Source organism: Bradyrhizobium nivariense (assembly GCF_029846695.2).
GTDB lineage: Bacteria > Pseudomonadota > Alphaproteobacteria > Rhizobiales > Xanthobacteraceae > Bradyrhizobium.
The window spans coordinates 37,461-54,121 of record NZ_JARWCR020000039.1 but is presented as its reverse complement, the minus strand read 5'-3'; the positions used below and the strand labels follow the sequence as shown (position 1 = coordinate 54,121).

The following is a 16,661-nucleotide window of genomic DNA, read 5'->3' as shown; positions in this document are numbered from 1 at the left end:
GCGCGGCTTGCCAATCCGACGTCTTAACTTTCTTGATTCAAATTTGAGTAAGAACTGCGTGTGAGCGTGCACCCATCAAAGGACACGGGGTGTACCATGCGTAACAAATTGATTGCCGCCTTCGCCTGCACGACCGCTCTGGTTTCGACCGGCGCTGCTTCCGCCGCCGATCTCGGTGCGCGCTACACCAAGGCGCCGGCCTATATGGAGTCGATGTTCAACTGGACCGGCTTCTATGTCGGCGGCCACATCGGCGGCGCATGGACCAACGAGCAGTTCATCAACAACGGGACCGGCGCGCCGTTCGGCGATCTGACTCCGGGCCAGGGCTACCGTCAGCGTAACTCCGGCATCCTGGGCGGCGCCCAGATCGGCTACAATTGGCAGGCCAACAACTACGTGTTCGGCATGGAGGGCACGATCTCCGGCCTCGACAACAAGGGCTCGTTCTTGAACACCGCGTTCGGCGCGGGTGACGACGTGTTCTCCTGGCGCGCCAACGTGCTTGCAACCGTCGTTGGTCGTGCGGGCTTCGCCGTGCAGAACAATTTGTTCTACATCAAGGGCGGCTATGCCGGCGTGAACAACCGTCTGTCGGTCACCGACACGGTCGGCCCGGCCACCGGTTCAGGCGGTCAGACGCATTGGGCCAACGGTTGGACCGTCGGCGCCGGCTGGGAATACGGCATCACCCGCAACTGGATCGTCGGCCTCGAGTACAACTACGCAGCCTTCGGCGGCCAGACCTATCAGCTCGGCGGCACCTCGGGCAATTACAGCTTCGATGCCAAGCCGCGCGACATCCAGTGGGCCGTCGTGCGCGCGAGCTACAAGTTCGACGCGCCGGTCATCGCCCGCTACTGAGTGGGTCAACGAACGAGCGATCAGCAAACAAGAAAATCACGGCCAACACTTAAAAGCCCCGGCATTGTCCGGGGCTTCTTTTTTGTGTGCAGGTTTCTCGCGTACGTCCTACGCCATCACCGAGAACCCGCCGTCGACCGGGATCGCGGTGCCGGTGACGAAGTTCGAGGCGGCCGAGGCAAGGAACACGGTGATGCCGGCGAAGTCGTCGATATCGCCCCACCGGCCCGCAGGCGTGCGTGCCAGCACCCGCTCGTGCAATCCTGATACCTGCTGCCGCGCACCGCGGGTCAGGTCGGTGTCGATCCAGCCCGGCAGGATGGCATTGACCTGGATATTGTCCGGCGCCCATGCATTGGCGCAGGCGCGCGTGTACTGAACGATGCCGCCCTTGCTCGCCGCATAGGCGGTGGCGAAGCTCGCGCCGAAGATCGACATCATCGAGCCGATGTTGATCACCTTGCCGTTGCCGGCCGCCTTCAGCGCGGGGTAGGCCGCCTTCGAGCACAGGAAGGCGCTGGTGAGGTTGGTCTCGATCACCTTGTTCCATTCGTCGAGCTCGAGCTCGTGCGGCGGCTTGCGGATGCTCATGCCGGCATTGTTGATGAGGATGTCGATGCGGCCGAGATCCCTGACGACGCGATCGATCATCGCCGCGACCGCCGCCTTGTCGGTGACGTCGGTGGGAACAGAGATCGCCTTCACGCCGCGCTGACTGAGATCGGCGACGGCGGCGGCGGATTTGGTTTCGTTGCGTCCGACCACGGCGACGTTGGCGCCGGCGTCGGCGAGGCCACGGGCCATGCCGAGCCCGATGCCGCCATTGCCTCCCGTGACAATTGCGACCTTGCCGCGGAGATCGAACCGACTGGATGTCATGCTGCTATTCCCTGGTTTCTTCTATTGGTTGCTCTGCCAGATCAGTACCAGCCCGAAGCCGGCCATGGCTGCGCCATAGCCGGCCCATTGCAGCTGGTTGACCATGAAGCTCGATCGCGGCCACGCGACGGTGCCCGTGCCCTGTCCGATCCAGAGCAGCCCGACAGCGAGGGCAAACAGGCCTGCGATCAGCAGAAATCTGCGCATGCATTCCTCCCCATCGGTCTGATTCTGTCGCGGCCGCCGCGATGAACCATCATCGGAGGCCGCGAGAGCTTGGAAGCAGACTAGCCGCAGCTTCGGTCCGGGTACAATGGCCGTTACCGCATCTGGCCGGGCGGGCGCGCAATCTCCGTCCCCAACGAAAAAGCCCCGGCCGAGGCCGGGGCTTGACGTCTGATCGTGAGATCAGGACTTGTTCAACTCAGTACTTCGCGACGACCGGACCGGTCCAGTTGAAGCGATAGACCAGCGAGGTCGAGATCGTCTGGTTCCAGCTGTTGGCGCGGACACTGTTGATGAGCGGCACATTGCCGGCGTCAAGCAACTCCGTCTGAGTCTTCGCTTCGTAGAAAGCCGAACGGTACTCGGTCTTCATGAACCAGCCGGGCGAAGAGATGCCGAAGATGTTCAGGCTGTTCTCGACGCCACCGCCGACGAACCAGCCGTTGCGATTATAGCTGTTGAGGTGGACACCTGCGGGAACGCCGGCCAGCGTCATGAAGTTGGTTTGGCCGAAGTGGGCACCAGAGTAACCGCCGTTGACGTAGGACAGAACGTTCGGAGCAACCAGATAGCCGACGCGAAGACCAGCGGCCCAGGAGTCTTCAAGCTTCTGATTACCAGTGATGCCGAAGATCGGATCCTGGATGGTGGCGCGGATGCTGCCGAACTGACCGTCAGCGAACACGCCAGCGACCCAAGTGCCACTGAACTGCCAGTCGTAGCCGAGCCCGACCGTGCCGAACCAACCCGAGCCGCCCTGCCGCTGGCTGATCGTCAACGGGGTACCGGTAAGGGTGTCACGCACTTGCTGATCAGCATTCGAGAGACCGCCGCCGCCGCCACCGAAGATGTAGAAGCCGGTCCAGTTGGCGACGGGCGCCGCCATCGGGGCCTTCACGTAGGGGCGGGCCGCAAGGTCAGCGGCCGAGGCCGAACCGGTCATCGCGGCAACCGCGGTCAGTGCGAGCAAAATCTTCTTCATTTTAAAATCCCCAAGCTTTGGTCTGTCTGGCAGGCGCGAGCGCACTGAAGTCCGATTGATCTGATGCCCGGACTATAGCCACTTCCCTCCGAAATGCTGTTGCAGGACAGGCACAGTCGCCGGGAAACGCCGCACGGCAGGGGGGCAGGCCGGTGTCGCCGAAATATAGAATAAACACAGCATTGTCATCGCGTTACGTCGATCTGTGGGTTTTGGATTTTGGTAACCTCTCGTTAGCAAATCCGGCTTTGTCCGAAATGGAGGCAATCCTGCATCAGTCTTGGCTCGGTGAGTCGTTGGCCGAGTCGCCGGGCGACGAGGCCGGGAATCAGCGAAGCCGAGGCGGACCGTTGGCAGGATCGCCGGGGAAGGGCGGTTGTCGTCCCCCAAAACAAAAGAGCCCCGGGCTTCATGCCGGGGCTCTTGATGGGACGCGGAGCGGGCAAGCGCCTGCGGATCAGACGTCGAGCAGATCGTCGTTGGCGAATTCGGCCTTGTCCGAGATGAACGCGAAGCGCGCCTCGGCCTTGGTGCCCATCAGGCGCTCCACTGAATCCGCCGTGGTGTCGCGGTCGTCGGCGAGCAGAACCACTTTCAGCATGGTCCGCTTGGCTGGATCCATGGTGGTTTCTTTGAGCTGCGCCGGCATCATCTCGCCGAGGCCTTTGAAGCGGTTGACCTCGACCTTGGCGTTGGCGTTGAACTCGCTCTTGATCAGCGCCTCCTTGTGCGCGTCGTCGCGTGCGTAGATCGACTTCGTGCCGACTGTCAGCTTGTAGAGCGGCGGCACCGCGAGGAAGAGATGCCCTTCGTCGATCAGCCGCGGCATCTGCCGGTAGAAGAAGGTGATCAGCAGCGAAGCGATGTGCGCGCCGTCGACGTCGGCGTCGGTCATGATGATGATGCGCTGATAGCGCAGATCCTCTTCGCGATACTGCGCAAGCATGCCGCAGCCGATCGCCTGAACGAGATCTGCGAGCTGCGTGTTTGCCGTCAGCTTGTCCTTGCCGGCGGAGGCGACGTTGAGGATCTTGCCGCGCAGCGGCAGCACGGCCTGGGTCTTGCGGTCGCGCGCCTGCTTGGCGCTGCCGCCGGCCGAGTCGCCCTCGACGATGAAGAGTTCTGAGCCGTCCAAACCGGCATCGCTGCAATCGGCGAGCTTGCCGGGCAGGCGCAGCTTCTTGCCGGCGCTCTTGCGCGCGGTCTCCTTTTCCTGGCGGCGGCGCAGCCGCTCCTCGGCGCGGTCAACCACGAAGTCGAGCAGCCGGTTGGCCTGGTTCGGATTGCCCGACAGCCAATGGTCGAACGGATCCTTCATCGCCTGTTCGACGATGCGCTGCGCCTCGGCGGTGGCGAGACGATCCTTGGTCTGGCCCTGAAATTCAGGCTCGCGCACGAACACCGAGAGCATCACGGCTGCACCCACCATCACGTCTTCAGACGTGATGGACGACGCACGCTTGCCTTGGCCGACGCGTTCGGCGTGATCCTTCAGGCCGCGCAGCAGCGCGCTACGCAGTCCGGATTCGTGGGTGCCGCCGTCGGGCGTCGGCACGGTGTTGGTGTAGGAGGAGAGGAAGCCGTCGGCATCTGCGGTCCAGGCCACGGCCCATTCGCAGGCGCCATGCGCGCCGTTGCGGCCCGACTTGCCGGAGAAGATGTCGGGATGCACCAGCGTGTCGGCGTGGATCGCGGCCGCCAGATAGTCCTTGAGGCCGCCCGGAAAATGGAAGGTCGCTTCCGCCGGCACGTCCTCGACGCCCTTGAGCAGCTCGGGCGCGCAATTCCAGCGGATCTCGACGCCGCCGAACAGATACGCCTTCGAGCGCGTCATCTTGAACAGACGCTGCGGCTTGAACGCGGCCTTGGCGCCGAAGATGTCGGTGTCGGGCTTGAAGCGTACGCGCGTGCCGCGGCGGTTGTTGACCTTGCCGAGATCCTCGAGCTTGCCCTTCGGGTGCCCGCGCTCGAACGTCATGCGATAGAGTTTCTGGCTGCGCGCGACCTCGACCTCGAGCAGCGAGGAGAGCGCGTTCACCACGGAGATGCCGACGCCGTGCAGTCCGCCCGAGGTCTCGTAGACCTTGGAGTCGAACTTGCCGCCCGAATGCAGCGTGCACATGATGACTTCGAGCGCCGACTTCTTCGGAAATTTTGGATGCGGATCGATCGGGATGCCACGACCGTTGTCGATCACGGTCAAAAAGCCGTCCGCGCTCAAATCGACTCCGATGAAGGTCGCGTGCCCCGCCAGGGCTTCGTCCATTGAGTTGTCGATGACTTCGGCGAAGAGGTGATGCAGCGCCTTCTCGTCGGTGCCGCCGATATACATGCCGGGCCGGCGGCGCACCGGTTCCAGGCCTTCGAGCACCTCGATATCGGCCGCGGTGTAGTCGGCCTCCGCGCCGCTCGCGCGCGAGCTCGCCTTGGCGGACGCGCGCGCTTTGGGCTCATCCCCGCCAAAAAACTCATCTTTGGCTTTTGGTTTCAACTGCTTGGACATGTGTCTTGATGTGCTTTCAGGGCCGCGGGAGCGGCGAATCGGTTAGGCCGACTATGCCACGGCTCGTTTGAAAAGGTCATCGCGTGCCGGCTGGGCGGGTGTGCGTGGCAGCCGATGCCAGCGATTTTACGCCACAGGCCCACCAATTCCCGGCAATTTGACGTCTTTGCCCGGTTCGGGGCGGACTTTGTGACTTGATGTCACACAAGCCCTTGGCTTACCAGTCTTTTTCATCGAGCAGGACCTCAAGGTGGGGCGGGAAGGCGATCTGGAATGGAGCAATATGCGCACGCACTGGCCGATTTCGTGCGCGCTCACCAGGCTTGGGCGGCCCCGATCGTGTTCCTGCTGGCCTTCGGGGAGTCGCTTGCCTTCATTTCGCTGCTGATCCCGGCCTGGGGCGCGTTGGTCGCGATCGGCGCGCTGATCGGCGCGAGCGGCATCAGCTTCTATCCGGTCTGGATTGCCGGTGGCATCGGCGCGGCACTGGGCGACTGGGTCTCCTACTGGTTCGGCTACCGCTACAAGGAGCAGGTCGCCCAGATCTGGCCGCTCTCGCGCTATCCGGAACTCCTGCCCAGAGGCGAGGCCTTCGTGCGGAGCTGGGGCGTGCCCAGCATCTTCATCGGCCGCTTCTTCGGCCCCTTGCGCGCCTCGGTACCGCTCGCAGCCGGCATTTTCGAGATGCCCTATTGGAGTTTTCAGGCCGCCAATTTTGTCTCGGCGCTGGTCTGGTCGGCGGCGCTGCTGCTGTTCGGCGACGTGATCGCGAAGATCATGGAATGGATATGGCGCGTGGTCTGACGTCAGAACCTTGACGGGAACCGCAACTGGCCTTATAGCCCCGCGCCATGATCAACGCCGCGACCATTTTGTTCGCCCGTCGCCGCCGCCGCAGTCTTGCGGTTTGGGCGGTCGATCGCGTTTGAGATCATCGTCTTTGCCGCCGGATCCGATCCGCGGCATTCTCTCTCCTGTCAGCGCGATCTGATCCGGCGGCCCCCTAAGGAGGCCAGCAGGAGACCACGATGTACACGCCACCCTTTTTCAAGCAGGACCGCGCCGCGAGCCTGAAATTCGCAGGCGAGCGCGGCTTCGGCACCATGTGCGCTTTCGACGGCCACAAGCCGGTCGCCTCGCCAATTCCGTTCTACCTGACCTATGCCGCCGACGGCACGCCGCAGGCCGCCTTTCATGTCGCCCGTCACAATCCGCTGCTAAAGCTGGCGGACGGCTCGGCGTCCTGGCTGCTCGCGGTCAACGGCCCCGATGCCTATGTATCGCCGGACTGGTACGTCTCGCCGGATCAGGTGCCGACCTGGCTTTACCAGTCGGTGCATCTGAGCGGGCCGGTGCGCCTCCTGTCGGAAGACGAGCTGGCGGTGCAGATCGGCACGCTCAGCGAGAAGTTCGAGAGCTGGCTGTTGCCGAAGAAGCCGTGGACGTCGGGCAAGATGACGGCCGGCCGGCTCGAAGCGTTGAAGAAGGCGATCGTGGGTCTGGTCATGACGGTTGAGGAGGTCGAAGGCAGCTTCAAGCTCAACCAGCACAAGTCGGACGCCGATTTCGCGGCGATCGCGAATGCGCTTGGCGAAGGCGATGCCGACGCAAAGCAGATTTCACACTTGATGCGGCAGACCCGGCCGCAAATCTTCACCGATCAAGTTTTTGCAGACGACACCAACAAGCTCGAAAGGAGCGCGCCATGAGCCTTTCTGAAACCAGCCTCGCTGATACCAAGCAGGCCCCGAAGACGGGCGTTGCCGCCAAGCCCGCCACCGTCTTCGTCGACGGCGGCTCCGGCACCACCGGCCTCGGCATCAACGAGCGGCTGAAGCTCCAGAGTGACGTTGCGGTGAAGACGATCGCCGATGACAAGCGCAAGGACCCCGCGGCCAAGAAGGCGCTGATGGAGGAGGTTGACCTCGTCATCCTCTGCCTGCCGGATGATGCTGCCAGGGAAACGGTTGCGCTCATCGACAGCATGGGCGCCTCAGCGCCGAAGGTGCTGGACGCCTCGACCGCGTACCGGGTTGCGCCCGACTGGGCCTATGGCTTTCCGGAACTGACACCGGACCAGGCCGACAAGATCAAGGCGGCGAAGAAGGTCTCCAATCCCGGCTGCTATCCGACCGGCGCGATCGCGCTGCTGCGGCCACTCGTCGATGCCGGCCTGCTGCCGCAGGATTATCCGATCACCGTCAACGCGGTGAGCGGCTATTCCGGCGGCGGCAAGTCGATGATCGCGAGCTTCGAAGACGGCAGCGCGCCGTCCTTTGAGCTCTACGGCCTCGGCTTCGAGCACAAGCATCTGCCGGAGATGCAGCTCTATTCGAACCTGACGCGGCGGCCCATCTTCATCCCGTCGGTGGGAAATTACCGGCAGGGCATGCTGGTCTCGGTGCCGCTCCAGCTCGACACGCTGCCCGGCAAGCCCAGCGGTGCGGACCTGCAAGCCGCACTGGCAAAGCGTTACGTCGGCTCAAAATACGTGTCGGTGATGCCGCTGCAGAACGAAACGGCCAAGGGCGGCAAGCTCGAGCCGGAGGCGCTCAATGAGACCAACGTGCTCGAGCTCTACGTCTTCGCCAGCGACAAGTATCACCAGGCGGTGCTGGTCGCGCGGCTCGACAATCTCGGCAAGGGCGCGTCCGGTGCCGCCGTGCAGAATATGCGGCTGATGCTGGGATTGCCGGAGGAGTAGGGCACTGTGCCCCGGACGCAGCGCAGCACTTCTTCAGTGATGCGCTGCAGAGCCGGGGCCCATTCGTCTTGCTTCGCCTGTGGCTTTTTGGGTCCCGGCTCGCGCTTCGCGCGTCCGGGACACGAGAGACCTCAGTACTTCGCGACGATCGGGCCGCCGAACCTGTAGTTGATACGGGCGGTGATCAAGTCGACGTCCTGGCCGATGCGGTCGGTACGTGAGAACGTGCCCACGGGCGCCAGCACGCCGTTGGCCGTGAGGGTGACGTCGCGCTGTCCCATGAACATGTGGTCGTATTCGAGGCCGACCGACCAGTTCGGAGTAAAGCCGTATTCGAAGCCGACGCCGACCGTACCGCCCCAACGGGTCTCCTTGGCGCCATCGAACTCGGCCCCGGCCAGACCGCCCGTACCGATGCCGGCGTAGCGATCGCGGGCGACCGCGGCGCCGCCCTTCGCGTAGAGCAGCACGTTGTTCCAGGCATAGCCGATCTGGCCGGTGAACAGGCCGAAGGCGTCGACGCGGGTGCGGTTCGCGACGCCGAACACGGTGCTGGCATGCTGGCCGGAGAGGTCCGCCCAGTCGCCCTGCGCTTCGAGGCCGAACACGAAGGCGCTGCTCTGCCAGCGATAACCGATCTGGCCGCCGGCGACGGCGCCCGTCGCGTCATGGCATCCTTCCGCAATGCCGGGCGCGAAGCCAACCGTCTGGTCCCAGCACTTGCGTGACGTGCCATAGCCGCCGTTGGCGCCGATATAGAAACCGCTCCAATTGTAGACCGCGGCGATCATCGGCGGCGCCTTGGTGTAGGGGCGTGCGGCGAGATCAGCAGCGTTGGCTTGGGTCGCGACGGCTGCGAGCGAGATCGCGCCGAGCGCGGAAATCAACTTCCAATTCATGTCTGCCTCGAATCGATCAATTGCGATGTGCGAATATACCTCGGAATGCGCGACACTTTGTACCTGCCCAAGGGGCAGCATTGCAGTTTCTGTCGCGTTGTCACCCTTTTGCAACATCTGGTTGCGTAGCTGGACGGGTTGGGCAAGGTTGGGTCGCGGCGGCCGGGCGGAACATGCGCTTGATGCCGGGGCCGTCTGAAGGGCAAGGAGGCTCAGCGCGGGCCTCCAGGAGCAAGTGACGCCATGGACGAGACCACGCTGCAATTCTATCGGCACAACGCCGAGGCCTATGCCGGGTGGGCGAAGGCGCCCTCGACGCGGCTGCGTGGCTTTCTCGCCCTGTTGCCGCCCGGTGCTGCGATCCTCGAACTCGGCTGCGGTGCCGGCAATCATTCGGCCGTGATGCTGGCCGAAGGTTTCTCGGTGCGTGCCACCGACGGCTCGCCGGAAATGGCCGAGATCGCGTCGCGACGGCTCGGTCATCCCGTCGAGGCGATGCTGTTCGACGAACTGGATGCGGATCAAGCCTATGACGGCGTCTGGGCCAGCGCCTGTCTGCTGCACGCACCGCGCGACGAGCTCGCCGGAATTCTCGGCAGGATTTACCGCGCGCTCAGGCCGTCAGGCGTGTTTTACGCCAGCTACAAGATCGGCGATGGCGATGGCCGGGACAGCCTTGGGCGCTATTACAACTATCCGACGCCGGAATGGCTCGAGGCGGCCTACGCTGGCGCGGGTCCATGGATCACGTTGAGCTCGGACACCAACGTGATTCAGAGCTTTGACCAGACGCCAGCTAACATGCTGAATCTCGTCCTCCGCAAGCCCACCGCCTGATCTCTAGAGGATCTTGAAAATCGCCAGCGCCAGCACGGCCTGCGCGAGGAAGCCGACGGTGAAGGCCAACGTGCGGAATATCGGGATTCCGAGCGCATAGACGATCAGATGCGCGACGCGTGACCAGAAATAAACCGCGCAAGCAAGCACCGTCCATTTCGAGGAGTAGTCGATTGCGTTCAGGATCAGCACCAGCGGCGCGAACAGCACGAGGTTCTCGACGGCGTTGTCATGCGCGAACATCAGGCGGTTCGCCCATTCCGACTGCGGCTTGTCGCCGCGCGAGGGATTGGCCATCGCGCCACTGAGACCGCGAATCTGGCAGCGGTTGATGGTGTAGGGAATCCAGAGGACTCCGGTCAGGATCACCGTTAAAGTCAGCCAGAACAATTCACGCGTCATAACCCGATCCCCTCATCAATCGCTGCGACAGGCGTGGAGCTTATACAAAGCCGCGGACGATTCCGCTATGCGCGAACCCTGACATAGCTGCCGGGCGCGTCCTCGATCGGAGGCAGCGCTTCGCTGCCGACCGCGCGTGCCGGGACCTCTTCCGGATCGAGCCCGCCCAGCCATTCGCGCCAGTCCGGCCACCACGAGCCCTTGTGCTCCACAGCATCCTTCATCCATTGCGCGACGTTGACGTCCTTGACGTTGCCGTTGGTCCAGTACTGGTACTTGTTCGAGGCGGGCGGATTGACCACGCCGGCGATGTGGCCGGAGCCGGACAGCACGTATTTCACCGGGCCGCCGAAGAACTGCGAGCCGTACAGCACCGATTCGGCCGGCGCGATGTGGTCCTCGCGGGTGGCGAGGTTGTAGACGGGCACCATGACCTTGGAGAGGTCGAGCAGCGTGTTGTCGAGCACCATCGTGCCGGTGGAGAGCCGGTTCTCCAGGTAGCAGTTGCGCAGATAATAGGAATGGTTCGACGCGGTCATGCGCGTTGCGTCGGAATTCCAGTGCAGCAGGTCGAACGCGCTCGGCTGCTGGCCCTTGAGGTAATTGCTGACGACATAGGACCAGATCAGATCGTTGGAGCGCAGCATGTTGAAGGCCATCGCCATCTTCGAGCCTTCGAGCACGCCGGCCGCTTTCATGTCCTGCTCGAGGGCTGCGATCTGCTCCTCGTCGACGAACACGAGAAGATCTCCGGCATGGGTGAAGTCGACCTGTGCCGCGAAGAACGTCGCGGACGCCACGCGCTGGCGGCGCTTCTCGGCGAGCCAGGCCAGCGTGGTCGCGAGCATGGTGCCGCCGACGCAATAGCCGGCGGTGTGCACCTTCATTTCGCCGGTGACCTTCTCGATCACGTCCATTGCCGCGAGCGGGCCTTCCTTCATGTAGTCTTCCCAGCTCTTGGCTCCGAGCCGCTTGTCGGGATTGACCCATGAGATCACGAACACGGTGATGCCCTGGTCGACGCACCACTTGATGTAGGATTTCTCCGGCTTGAGATCGAGAATGTAGAACTTGTTGATCCAGGGCGGGATGATGAGAAGCGGCGTACGCAGCACCGTCTCCGTGGTCGGAGAATACTGGATCAGCTGCATCATCTCGTTCTGGTAGATCACCTTGCCCGGCGTCGTCGCCATGTTGACGCCGACGACGAGATTGTCCGGATTGGACTGGCGGATCTTCAGCATGCCGTTGCCGGCGGCGATGTCCTCGGCCAGCATCTTCAGGCCGCGCGCGAGATTTTCGCCGCTGCTGGCCAACGTCGCGCGCAGCACTTCCGGATTGGTCAGCACGAAGTTGGACGGCGACAGCGCGTTGGTGACCTGCTGGACGTAGAACTCGGCCTTGCGGCGGGTCTGCGGATCGAGCCCCTCGGCGTCGCGCACCAGCTCCTGCGCAAATTTGGTCGTGAGCAGATAGAGCTGCATCACGAAATCGAAGAACTGGTTCGACTTCCATTCCGGATCGGCAAAGCGCTTGTCGCGCGGTGAGGGCGCGATCGCTGGCGAGGCGTCCTGTCCGGCCATGCGGCGCGCCGCAGAACCCCAGAGGTCGAGATAGTCCTTGGCGAGCTTGGTCTGGAGATCGGACGCGCGTGATGTATCCGACAGCCAGTATTCCGCGACCGACGTGAAGGTCTTGACCACTTCCGTAAGCTCGGCCGGCGGACGATCCTGCACCTCGCCGCTCTCGCGCGGCTTCAGATACGCGGCGAGCGCCTTGCCGCCGCTCTCCATCGCCCGCGCGACATTCATCGCGAAGGCTTCCGCATCGAACTTCGTCTCGGGTTTGGGCGTGTCGGTCGTTGCCATGCTCATGAGCAGAACAGTAACGATTCATTCCGTATTCGTCACCGCGAAGCTCGCATGTTTGGCGTTAAACACTCTCGAAGATGTGTTGCAGTGCGACAAATCTTCTTGGTTCCGTCACAATCGAGCCGCACCCATCGGCTTGGTGATCCCGGGCTGTTTTCTCGCTCGCACCATTTGGGCAGCAATGGTTTGAGCTTGGGTGCGGACTTGGGTAAGGTTGCCCGGGGCCGTGCTTTGGGACGAGTAGGGGATTTCCCAAGTGTTGGCGTTGAGGGACCTGCAAAAGTCGCTGCTGATCTGTGGCGCGCTGCTGATGGCGGCGTTCGCCTTGGGCGGCTGCTCGAGTCAGCTCGCGGATATGACGCCCGCGGACGCGCAGGCGCATCCCAGGGAGCCCGGCAGCTATCTGCCAGTGCACGATCTGCCACCGGAGCGCGATCAAGCGGTCATCCCGCCAGACCAGCGCGCCAAGATCGAGGCCGAGCTCGCCGCCGCGCGCGACCGTCAGGCTGTTGCCGCCAAGGACGCGAAATAAGGCTCTGCAAGATCGCTGGCGCCTCCGCCTTGCCGTGCTAAAAGACCTCAGTTCAGCCGAGAGTCAGGGCGAACGACTTCAGTCGCCGTCGTTGATGATTACTCTAAGTATTTGATTTTGAGTAATTTTCACGAAGGGGCGGGCGCCCTTCCGCATGGTCGTCATGGCCTGTCGATTCTGTCCTGACCGGTTGCCCGGAGCCGAGAGAGCCATGGAAGATTTTTACCGCATCCGCCGCCTTCCTCCTTACGTGTTCGAACAGGTCAACCGGGCCAAGGCGGCCGCGCGGAATGCCGGCGCCGACATCATCGACCTCGGCATGGGTAATCCGGACTTGCCGGCGCCAGCGCATGTGCTGGAGAAGCTCAAGGAGACGCTTGGCAAGCCGCGGACCGACCGCTACTCGGCCTCGCGCGGCATCCCCGGGCTGCGCCGGGCCCAGGCCGGCTACTACGCCCGCCGCTTCGGCGTGAAGCTCAATCCCGACACCCAGGTGGTGGCGACGCTCGGCTCCAAGGAGGGCTTTGCCAACGTGGCGCAGGCGATCACCGCGCCCGGCGACGTCATCCTCTGTCCGAACCCGAGCTACCCGATTCACGCCTTCGGCTTTTTGATGGCGGGCGGCGTGATCCGCTCGGTGCCGTCGGAGCCGACGCCGCAATTCTTCGAGGCCGTCGAGCGGGCGATCGTGCATTCGATCCCGAAGCCGCTCGCGCTGGTCGTCTGCTACCCTTCGAATCCGACCGCCTATGTCGCGAGCCTCGACTTCTACAAGGACCTGGTCGCGTTCGCGAAGAAGCACGAGATCCTGATCCTGTCCGATCTGGCCTATGCCGAGGTCTATTTCGACGAGAACAGCCCGCCGCCCTCGGTGCTCCAGGTGCCGGGCGCGATCGACGTCGCTGTCGAATTCACCTCGATGTCGAAGACCTATTCGATGGCTGGTTGGCGCATGGGCTTCGCCGTCGGCAACGAGCGCGTGATTGCGGCACTCGGGCGCGTCAAATCCTATCTCGACTACGGTGCGTTCACGCCGATCCAGGTCGCAGCGACCGCCGCGCTGAACGGCCCGGACGATTGCATCAAGGAGATGCGCGACACCTACCGCAAGCGGCGCGACGCGCTGGTGGAATCGTTCGGCCGTGCCGGCTGGGAGATCCCGCCGCCGGAGGCTTCGATGTTCGCCTGGGTGCCGTTGCCGGAAGCCTTCCGCAGTGTCGGCAGCATGCAGTTCGCGACCCTGATGGTGGAGAAATCCGGCGTCGCGGTCTCGCCCGGCGTCGGCTTCGGCGAGCATGGTGAAGGATATGTCCGCATCGCCATGGTGGAAAACGAGCAACGGATCAGGCAGGCCGCGCGCGGCGTGCGCCGCTTCCTTGAAAGCGGCATCGAAACGTTGCACAACGTCGTTCCGCTCGCCAATCGGCGTTAAGTTCTCTTCCGCAGGTTTTCTAGAGCATCATGGTTGCACCCCTGAAAGTGGGCATAGCGGGGCTCGGCACCGTGGGCGCCGAAGTTGTCCGTCTGATTGAAACGCAGGCCCGCGTGCTCGCGAGCCGCAGCGGCCGCGGCATCCGCGTCGTCGCCGTCACCGCGCGCTCGAAGGCGAAGAAGCGCGGTGTCGATCTGCGCGGCGTCGAATGGGCCAAGGATCCGATGGCGCTCGCCACGCATCCCGGCATCGACTGCTTCGTCGAGCTGATGGGCGGCTCGGGCGATCCCGCGCTGTCGGCGGTCGAAGCCGCGCTCAGCGCCGGCAAGTCCGTCGTCACCGCCAACAAGGCGTTGCTCGCAAAGCACGGTCTCAAGCTGGCAAAAGCCGCTGAAAAGCACGGCGGCGCGCTGAATTTCGAGGCAGCCGTCGGCGCCGCGATCCCCGTCATCAAAACGTTACGCGAGGGTCTTGCCGGAACCGGCATCAACCGCGTCTACGGCATCCTCAACGGCACCTGCAATTACATCCTGACCCGGATGGAGCAGGAGGGCCTGTCCTTCGCCGAATGCCTGAAGGATGCGCAGCGGCTCGGCTATGCCGAGGCCAATCCGTCCTTCGACGTCGACGGCCACGACACCGCGCAAAAACTCGCCATTCTCGCCAGCCTCGCTTTCGGCACGAAAGTTGCTCAAAGCGCGGTGTATGTCGAAGGTATCTCCTCCATCGCGCCGGAAGATCTCCGTGCGGCTGACGATCTCGGTTACCGGCTCAAGCTCCTCGGCGTCGCGGTTCGCACCGCCAAGGGCATCGAGCAGCGCGTGCATCCGACCATGGTTCCAAAATCCTCCTCGATCGCACAGGTGATGGGTGTCACCAATGCGGTCACGATCGATGGCGAGGGCATCCCGCCGATCACGCTGGTCGGCCCCGGTGCCGGCGGCGCTGCCACCGCATCCGCCGTCGTCGCCGATATCGCCGATGTCGCGCGCGGCATTCGCGCCAATCCGTTCGGCCGGCCGATTTCGCAGCTTCACGATACCAAGAAAGCGCCGATGGAGCGCCACGAGGGTGGCTACTACATCCGGCTTCTGGCACGCGATTTCCCGGGCACCGCGGCTGCGATCGCGACCCGGCTCGCGGAGCAGAAGATTTCGATCGAGTCGATCGTGCAGCGCCATCCCAATGGCGGCGCTGCGCCGGCAAACGGCAAGGCGGTTCCGGTGCCCGTCATCCTGATCACCTATGCCACGCATGAGGACGCCGTGCGCCGCGCGCTCGCGGCCGTGCAGCGCGACAAGGTGATCAGCGGACGGCCGCAGGTGATCCGGATCGAGAAGAACTAGAGCATGCTCCGGATCCGAAGGACCGCGTTAGCGCAAAGTGTGAAGCGGTTTTCCGGAAAGAGCATGCTTAAACAATGACACGAACAATGACACGGTTCGAACGAACTGTGGGTGTTACGAGTTGATGCAGGCGGAGATTTCCGTCCAAAACTGTTTCGAAGGAGTGAGCCGATGTCGACCCATATTTCTGTCCCGCCGCACGCGTTGCTTGAGCGCATCCTCACGCTGGAGATCGTGCGTGTGACGGAGCGGGCGGCGGTGTCTTCGGCGCGGTTGCGCGGGCACGGCAACGAGAAGGCAGCCGACCAGGCCGCGGTGGACGCGATGCGGCGCGAGCTCAACAAGCTGCCGATCGAGGGCACCATCGTGATCGGCGAGGGCGAGCGCGACGAGGCGCCAATGCTCTTCATCGGCGAGAAGGTCGGCATGAACGCCGGCCCGCAAGTCGACATCGCGGTCGACCCGCTCGAAGGCACCACGCTGTGCGCCAAGAACATGCCGGGCTCGATTGCCACCATGGCGATGGCCGACGGCGGCACGCTGCTGCACGCGCCCGACGTCTACATGCAGAAGCTCGCGATCGGCCCCGGTTACGCCAAGGGTGTCGTCGAGCTCGACGCCACGCCGGCCGAGAACGTCCGCCGTCTCGCCAAGGCCAAGGGTGTCCAGCCGGACGGCATCACCGTTCTCGTGCTCGACCGTCCGCGTCACGCCAGCATCATCGAGAGCGTGCGCTCGACGGGCGCCGCCGTGCGCCTCATCACCGACGGCGACGTCGCCGGCGTGATCCATTGCGCCGACCCTGACAATACCGGCGTCGACATGTATCTCGGCACCGGCGGCGCGCCGGAAGGCGTGCTCGCGGCCGTGGCGCTGCGCTGCATCGGCGGCCAGATGCAGTGCCGCCTCATCCTCGATTCCGACGAGAAGCGCGAGCGCGCCGCCAAGATGGGCGTCAACGATCCCAAGATGATCTACGGCATCGAGGACATGGCCCGCGGCGACTGCCTGTTCGCCGCCACCGGCGTCACCACGGGCTCGCTGCTGTCAGGCGTCAAATTCCGCAAGGACGGCGTGATCGAGACCGAGACAGTGGTGATGCGTTCGGTCACCGGCACCGTGCGCTACATCAAGGCCGAGCACCGCGAGCTGGCGAAGTTCCACCTGGATTAAGTCCGCGACCGT

At 63.8% G+C, this 16,661-nt stretch carries 16 protein-coding genes; 9 read left to right on the top strand and 7 right to left on the bottom strand.

The genetic code is table 11. The annotated features are described in order from the left end of the window. The first annotated feature begins 96 nt into the window (after nt 1–96). Entirely contained in the window at nt 97–864 is a 768-nt protein-coding gene (locus QCM77_RS27550) for an outer membrane protein (protein ID WP_279665898.1), read from the top strand. Between the two features lie 108 nt (nt 865–972). On the opposite strand, the gene QCM77_RS27545 is transcribed toward QCM77_RS27550, so the two are convergent. The 4 genes from QCM77_RS27545 to parE all read right to left on the bottom strand — a co-directional run bounded on the left by QCM77_RS27545 (nt 973) and on the right by parE (nt 5,453). Next, entirely contained in the window at nt 973–1,743 is a 771-nt protein-coding gene (locus tag QCM77_RS27545; protein WP_279665900.1) for an SDR family NAD(P)-dependent oxidoreductase, read from the bottom strand. Between the two features lie 21 nt (nt 1,744–1,764). Then, nucleotides 1,765–1,950, bottom strand: a complete 186-nt coding sequence (locus QCM77_RS27540; RefSeq protein WP_007609848.1) for a hypothetical protein — start codon at nt 1,948–1,950, stop codon at nt 1,765–1,767. A 217-nt stretch (nt 1,951–2,167) separates the two neighbouring features. Then, a complete protein-coding gene (locus QCM77_RS27535; protein ID WP_279665902.1) occupies nt 2,168–2,950 on the bottom strand; it encodes an outer membrane protein in 783 nt (260 codons plus the stop codon). Nucleotides 2,951–3,407: 457 nt separating this feature from the next. Further along, nucleotides 3,408–5,453 (bottom strand): DNA topoisomerase IV subunit B, encoded by a 2,046-nt coding sequence (parE, locus tag QCM77_RS27530; protein ID WP_279665905.1) that lies wholly within the window; start codon nt 5,451–5,453, stop codon nt 3,408–3,410. 273 nt (nt 5,454–5,726) lie between these two features. Between parE and QCM77_RS27525 the strand changes: the two genes are divergently transcribed. The 3 genes from QCM77_RS27525 (at nt 5,727) to argC (ending at nt 8,157) form a co-directional block, all read left to right on the top strand. Further along, nucleotides 5,727–6,257, top strand: a complete 531-nt coding sequence (locus QCM77_RS27525; RefSeq protein ID WP_279665906.1) for a DedA family protein — start codon at nt 5,727–5,729, stop codon at nt 6,255–6,257. Nucleotides 6,258–6,481: 224 nt separating this feature from the next. Continuing rightward, complete coding sequence (locus tag QCM77_RS27520) at nt 6,482–7,162, top strand: FMN-binding negative transcriptional regulator (protein ID WP_279665907.1); 681 nt, start codon at nt 6,482–6,484, stop codon at nt 7,160–7,162. Beyond that, nucleotides 7,159–8,157 (top strand): N-acetyl-gamma-glutamyl-phosphate reductase, encoded by a 999-nt coding sequence (argC, locus tag QCM77_RS27515; RefSeq protein WP_279665908.1) that lies wholly within the window; start codon nt 7,159–7,161, stop codon nt 8,155–8,157. The genes QCM77_RS27520 and argC overlap by 4 nt, the downstream gene beginning before the upstream one ends. Before the next feature lie 131 nt (nt 8,158–8,288). Here argC and QCM77_RS27510 read toward each other — a convergent pair whose 3' ends face one another. Beyond that, nucleotides 8,289–9,056 carry an outer membrane protein gene (locus tag QCM77_RS27510; protein WP_279665909.1) on the bottom strand — a complete coding sequence of 256 codons (768 nt, stop codon included), beginning with the start codon at nt 9,054–9,056 and terminating at the stop codon, nt 8,289–8,291. Between the two features lie 243 nt (nt 9,057–9,299). Here QCM77_RS27510 and QCM77_RS27505 point away from each other — a divergent pair, with 243 nt between their 5' ends. Next, nucleotides 9,300–9,893 (top strand): class I SAM-dependent methyltransferase, encoded by a 594-nt coding sequence (locus tag QCM77_RS27505; protein ID WP_279665910.1) that lies wholly within the window; start codon nt 9,300–9,302, stop codon nt 9,891–9,893. Nucleotides 9,894–9,896: 3 nt separating this feature from the next. Here QCM77_RS27505 and QCM77_RS27500 read toward each other — a convergent pair whose 3' ends face one another. Then, nucleotides 9,897–10,295 (bottom strand): MAPEG family protein, encoded by a 399-nt coding sequence (locus QCM77_RS27500; protein ID WP_279665911.1) that lies wholly within the window; start codon nt 10,293–10,295, stop codon nt 9,897–9,899. 65 nt (nt 10,296–10,360) lie between these two features. Further along, nucleotides 10,361–12,169, bottom strand: coding sequence for a PHA/PHB synthase family protein (locus QCM77_RS27495; RefSeq protein WP_279665912.1), 1,809 nt, complete (start codon nt 12,167–12,169; stop codon nt 10,361–10,363). 253 nt (nt 12,170–12,422) lie between these two features. Here QCM77_RS27495 and QCM77_RS27490 point away from each other — a divergent pair, with 253 nt between their 5' ends. The 4 genes from QCM77_RS27490 to glpX all read left to right on the top strand — a co-directional run bounded on the left by QCM77_RS27490 (nt 12,423) and on the right by glpX (nt 16,649). Then, entirely contained in the window at nt 12,423–12,698 is a 276-nt protein-coding gene (locus QCM77_RS27490; protein ID WP_279665914.1) for a hypothetical protein, read from the top strand. A gap of 211 nt (nt 12,699–12,909) precedes the next feature. After that, nucleotides 12,910–14,130 (top strand): LL-diaminopimelate aminotransferase, encoded by a 1,221-nt coding sequence (locus QCM77_RS27485; RefSeq protein WP_279665915.1) that lies wholly within the window; start codon nt 12,910–12,912, stop codon nt 14,128–14,130. 29 nt (nt 14,131–14,159) lie between these two features. Further along, nucleotides 14,160–15,476: a homoserine dehydrogenase gene (locus tag QCM77_RS27480; RefSeq protein ID WP_279665916.1), complete on the top strand. Its 1,317-nt coding sequence runs from the start codon at nt 14,160–14,162 to the stop codon at nt 15,474–15,476. 171 nt (nt 15,477–15,647) lie between these two features. Further along, the gene (glpX, locus tag QCM77_RS27475; protein WP_279665917.1) at nt 15,648–16,649 is read left to right on the top strand and encodes a class II fructose-bisphosphatase; all 1,002 of its coding nucleotides are present in this window, start codon (nt 15,648–15,650) and stop codon (nt 16,647–16,649) included. The last annotated feature ends 12 nt before the right edge of the window (nt 16,650–16,661 follow it).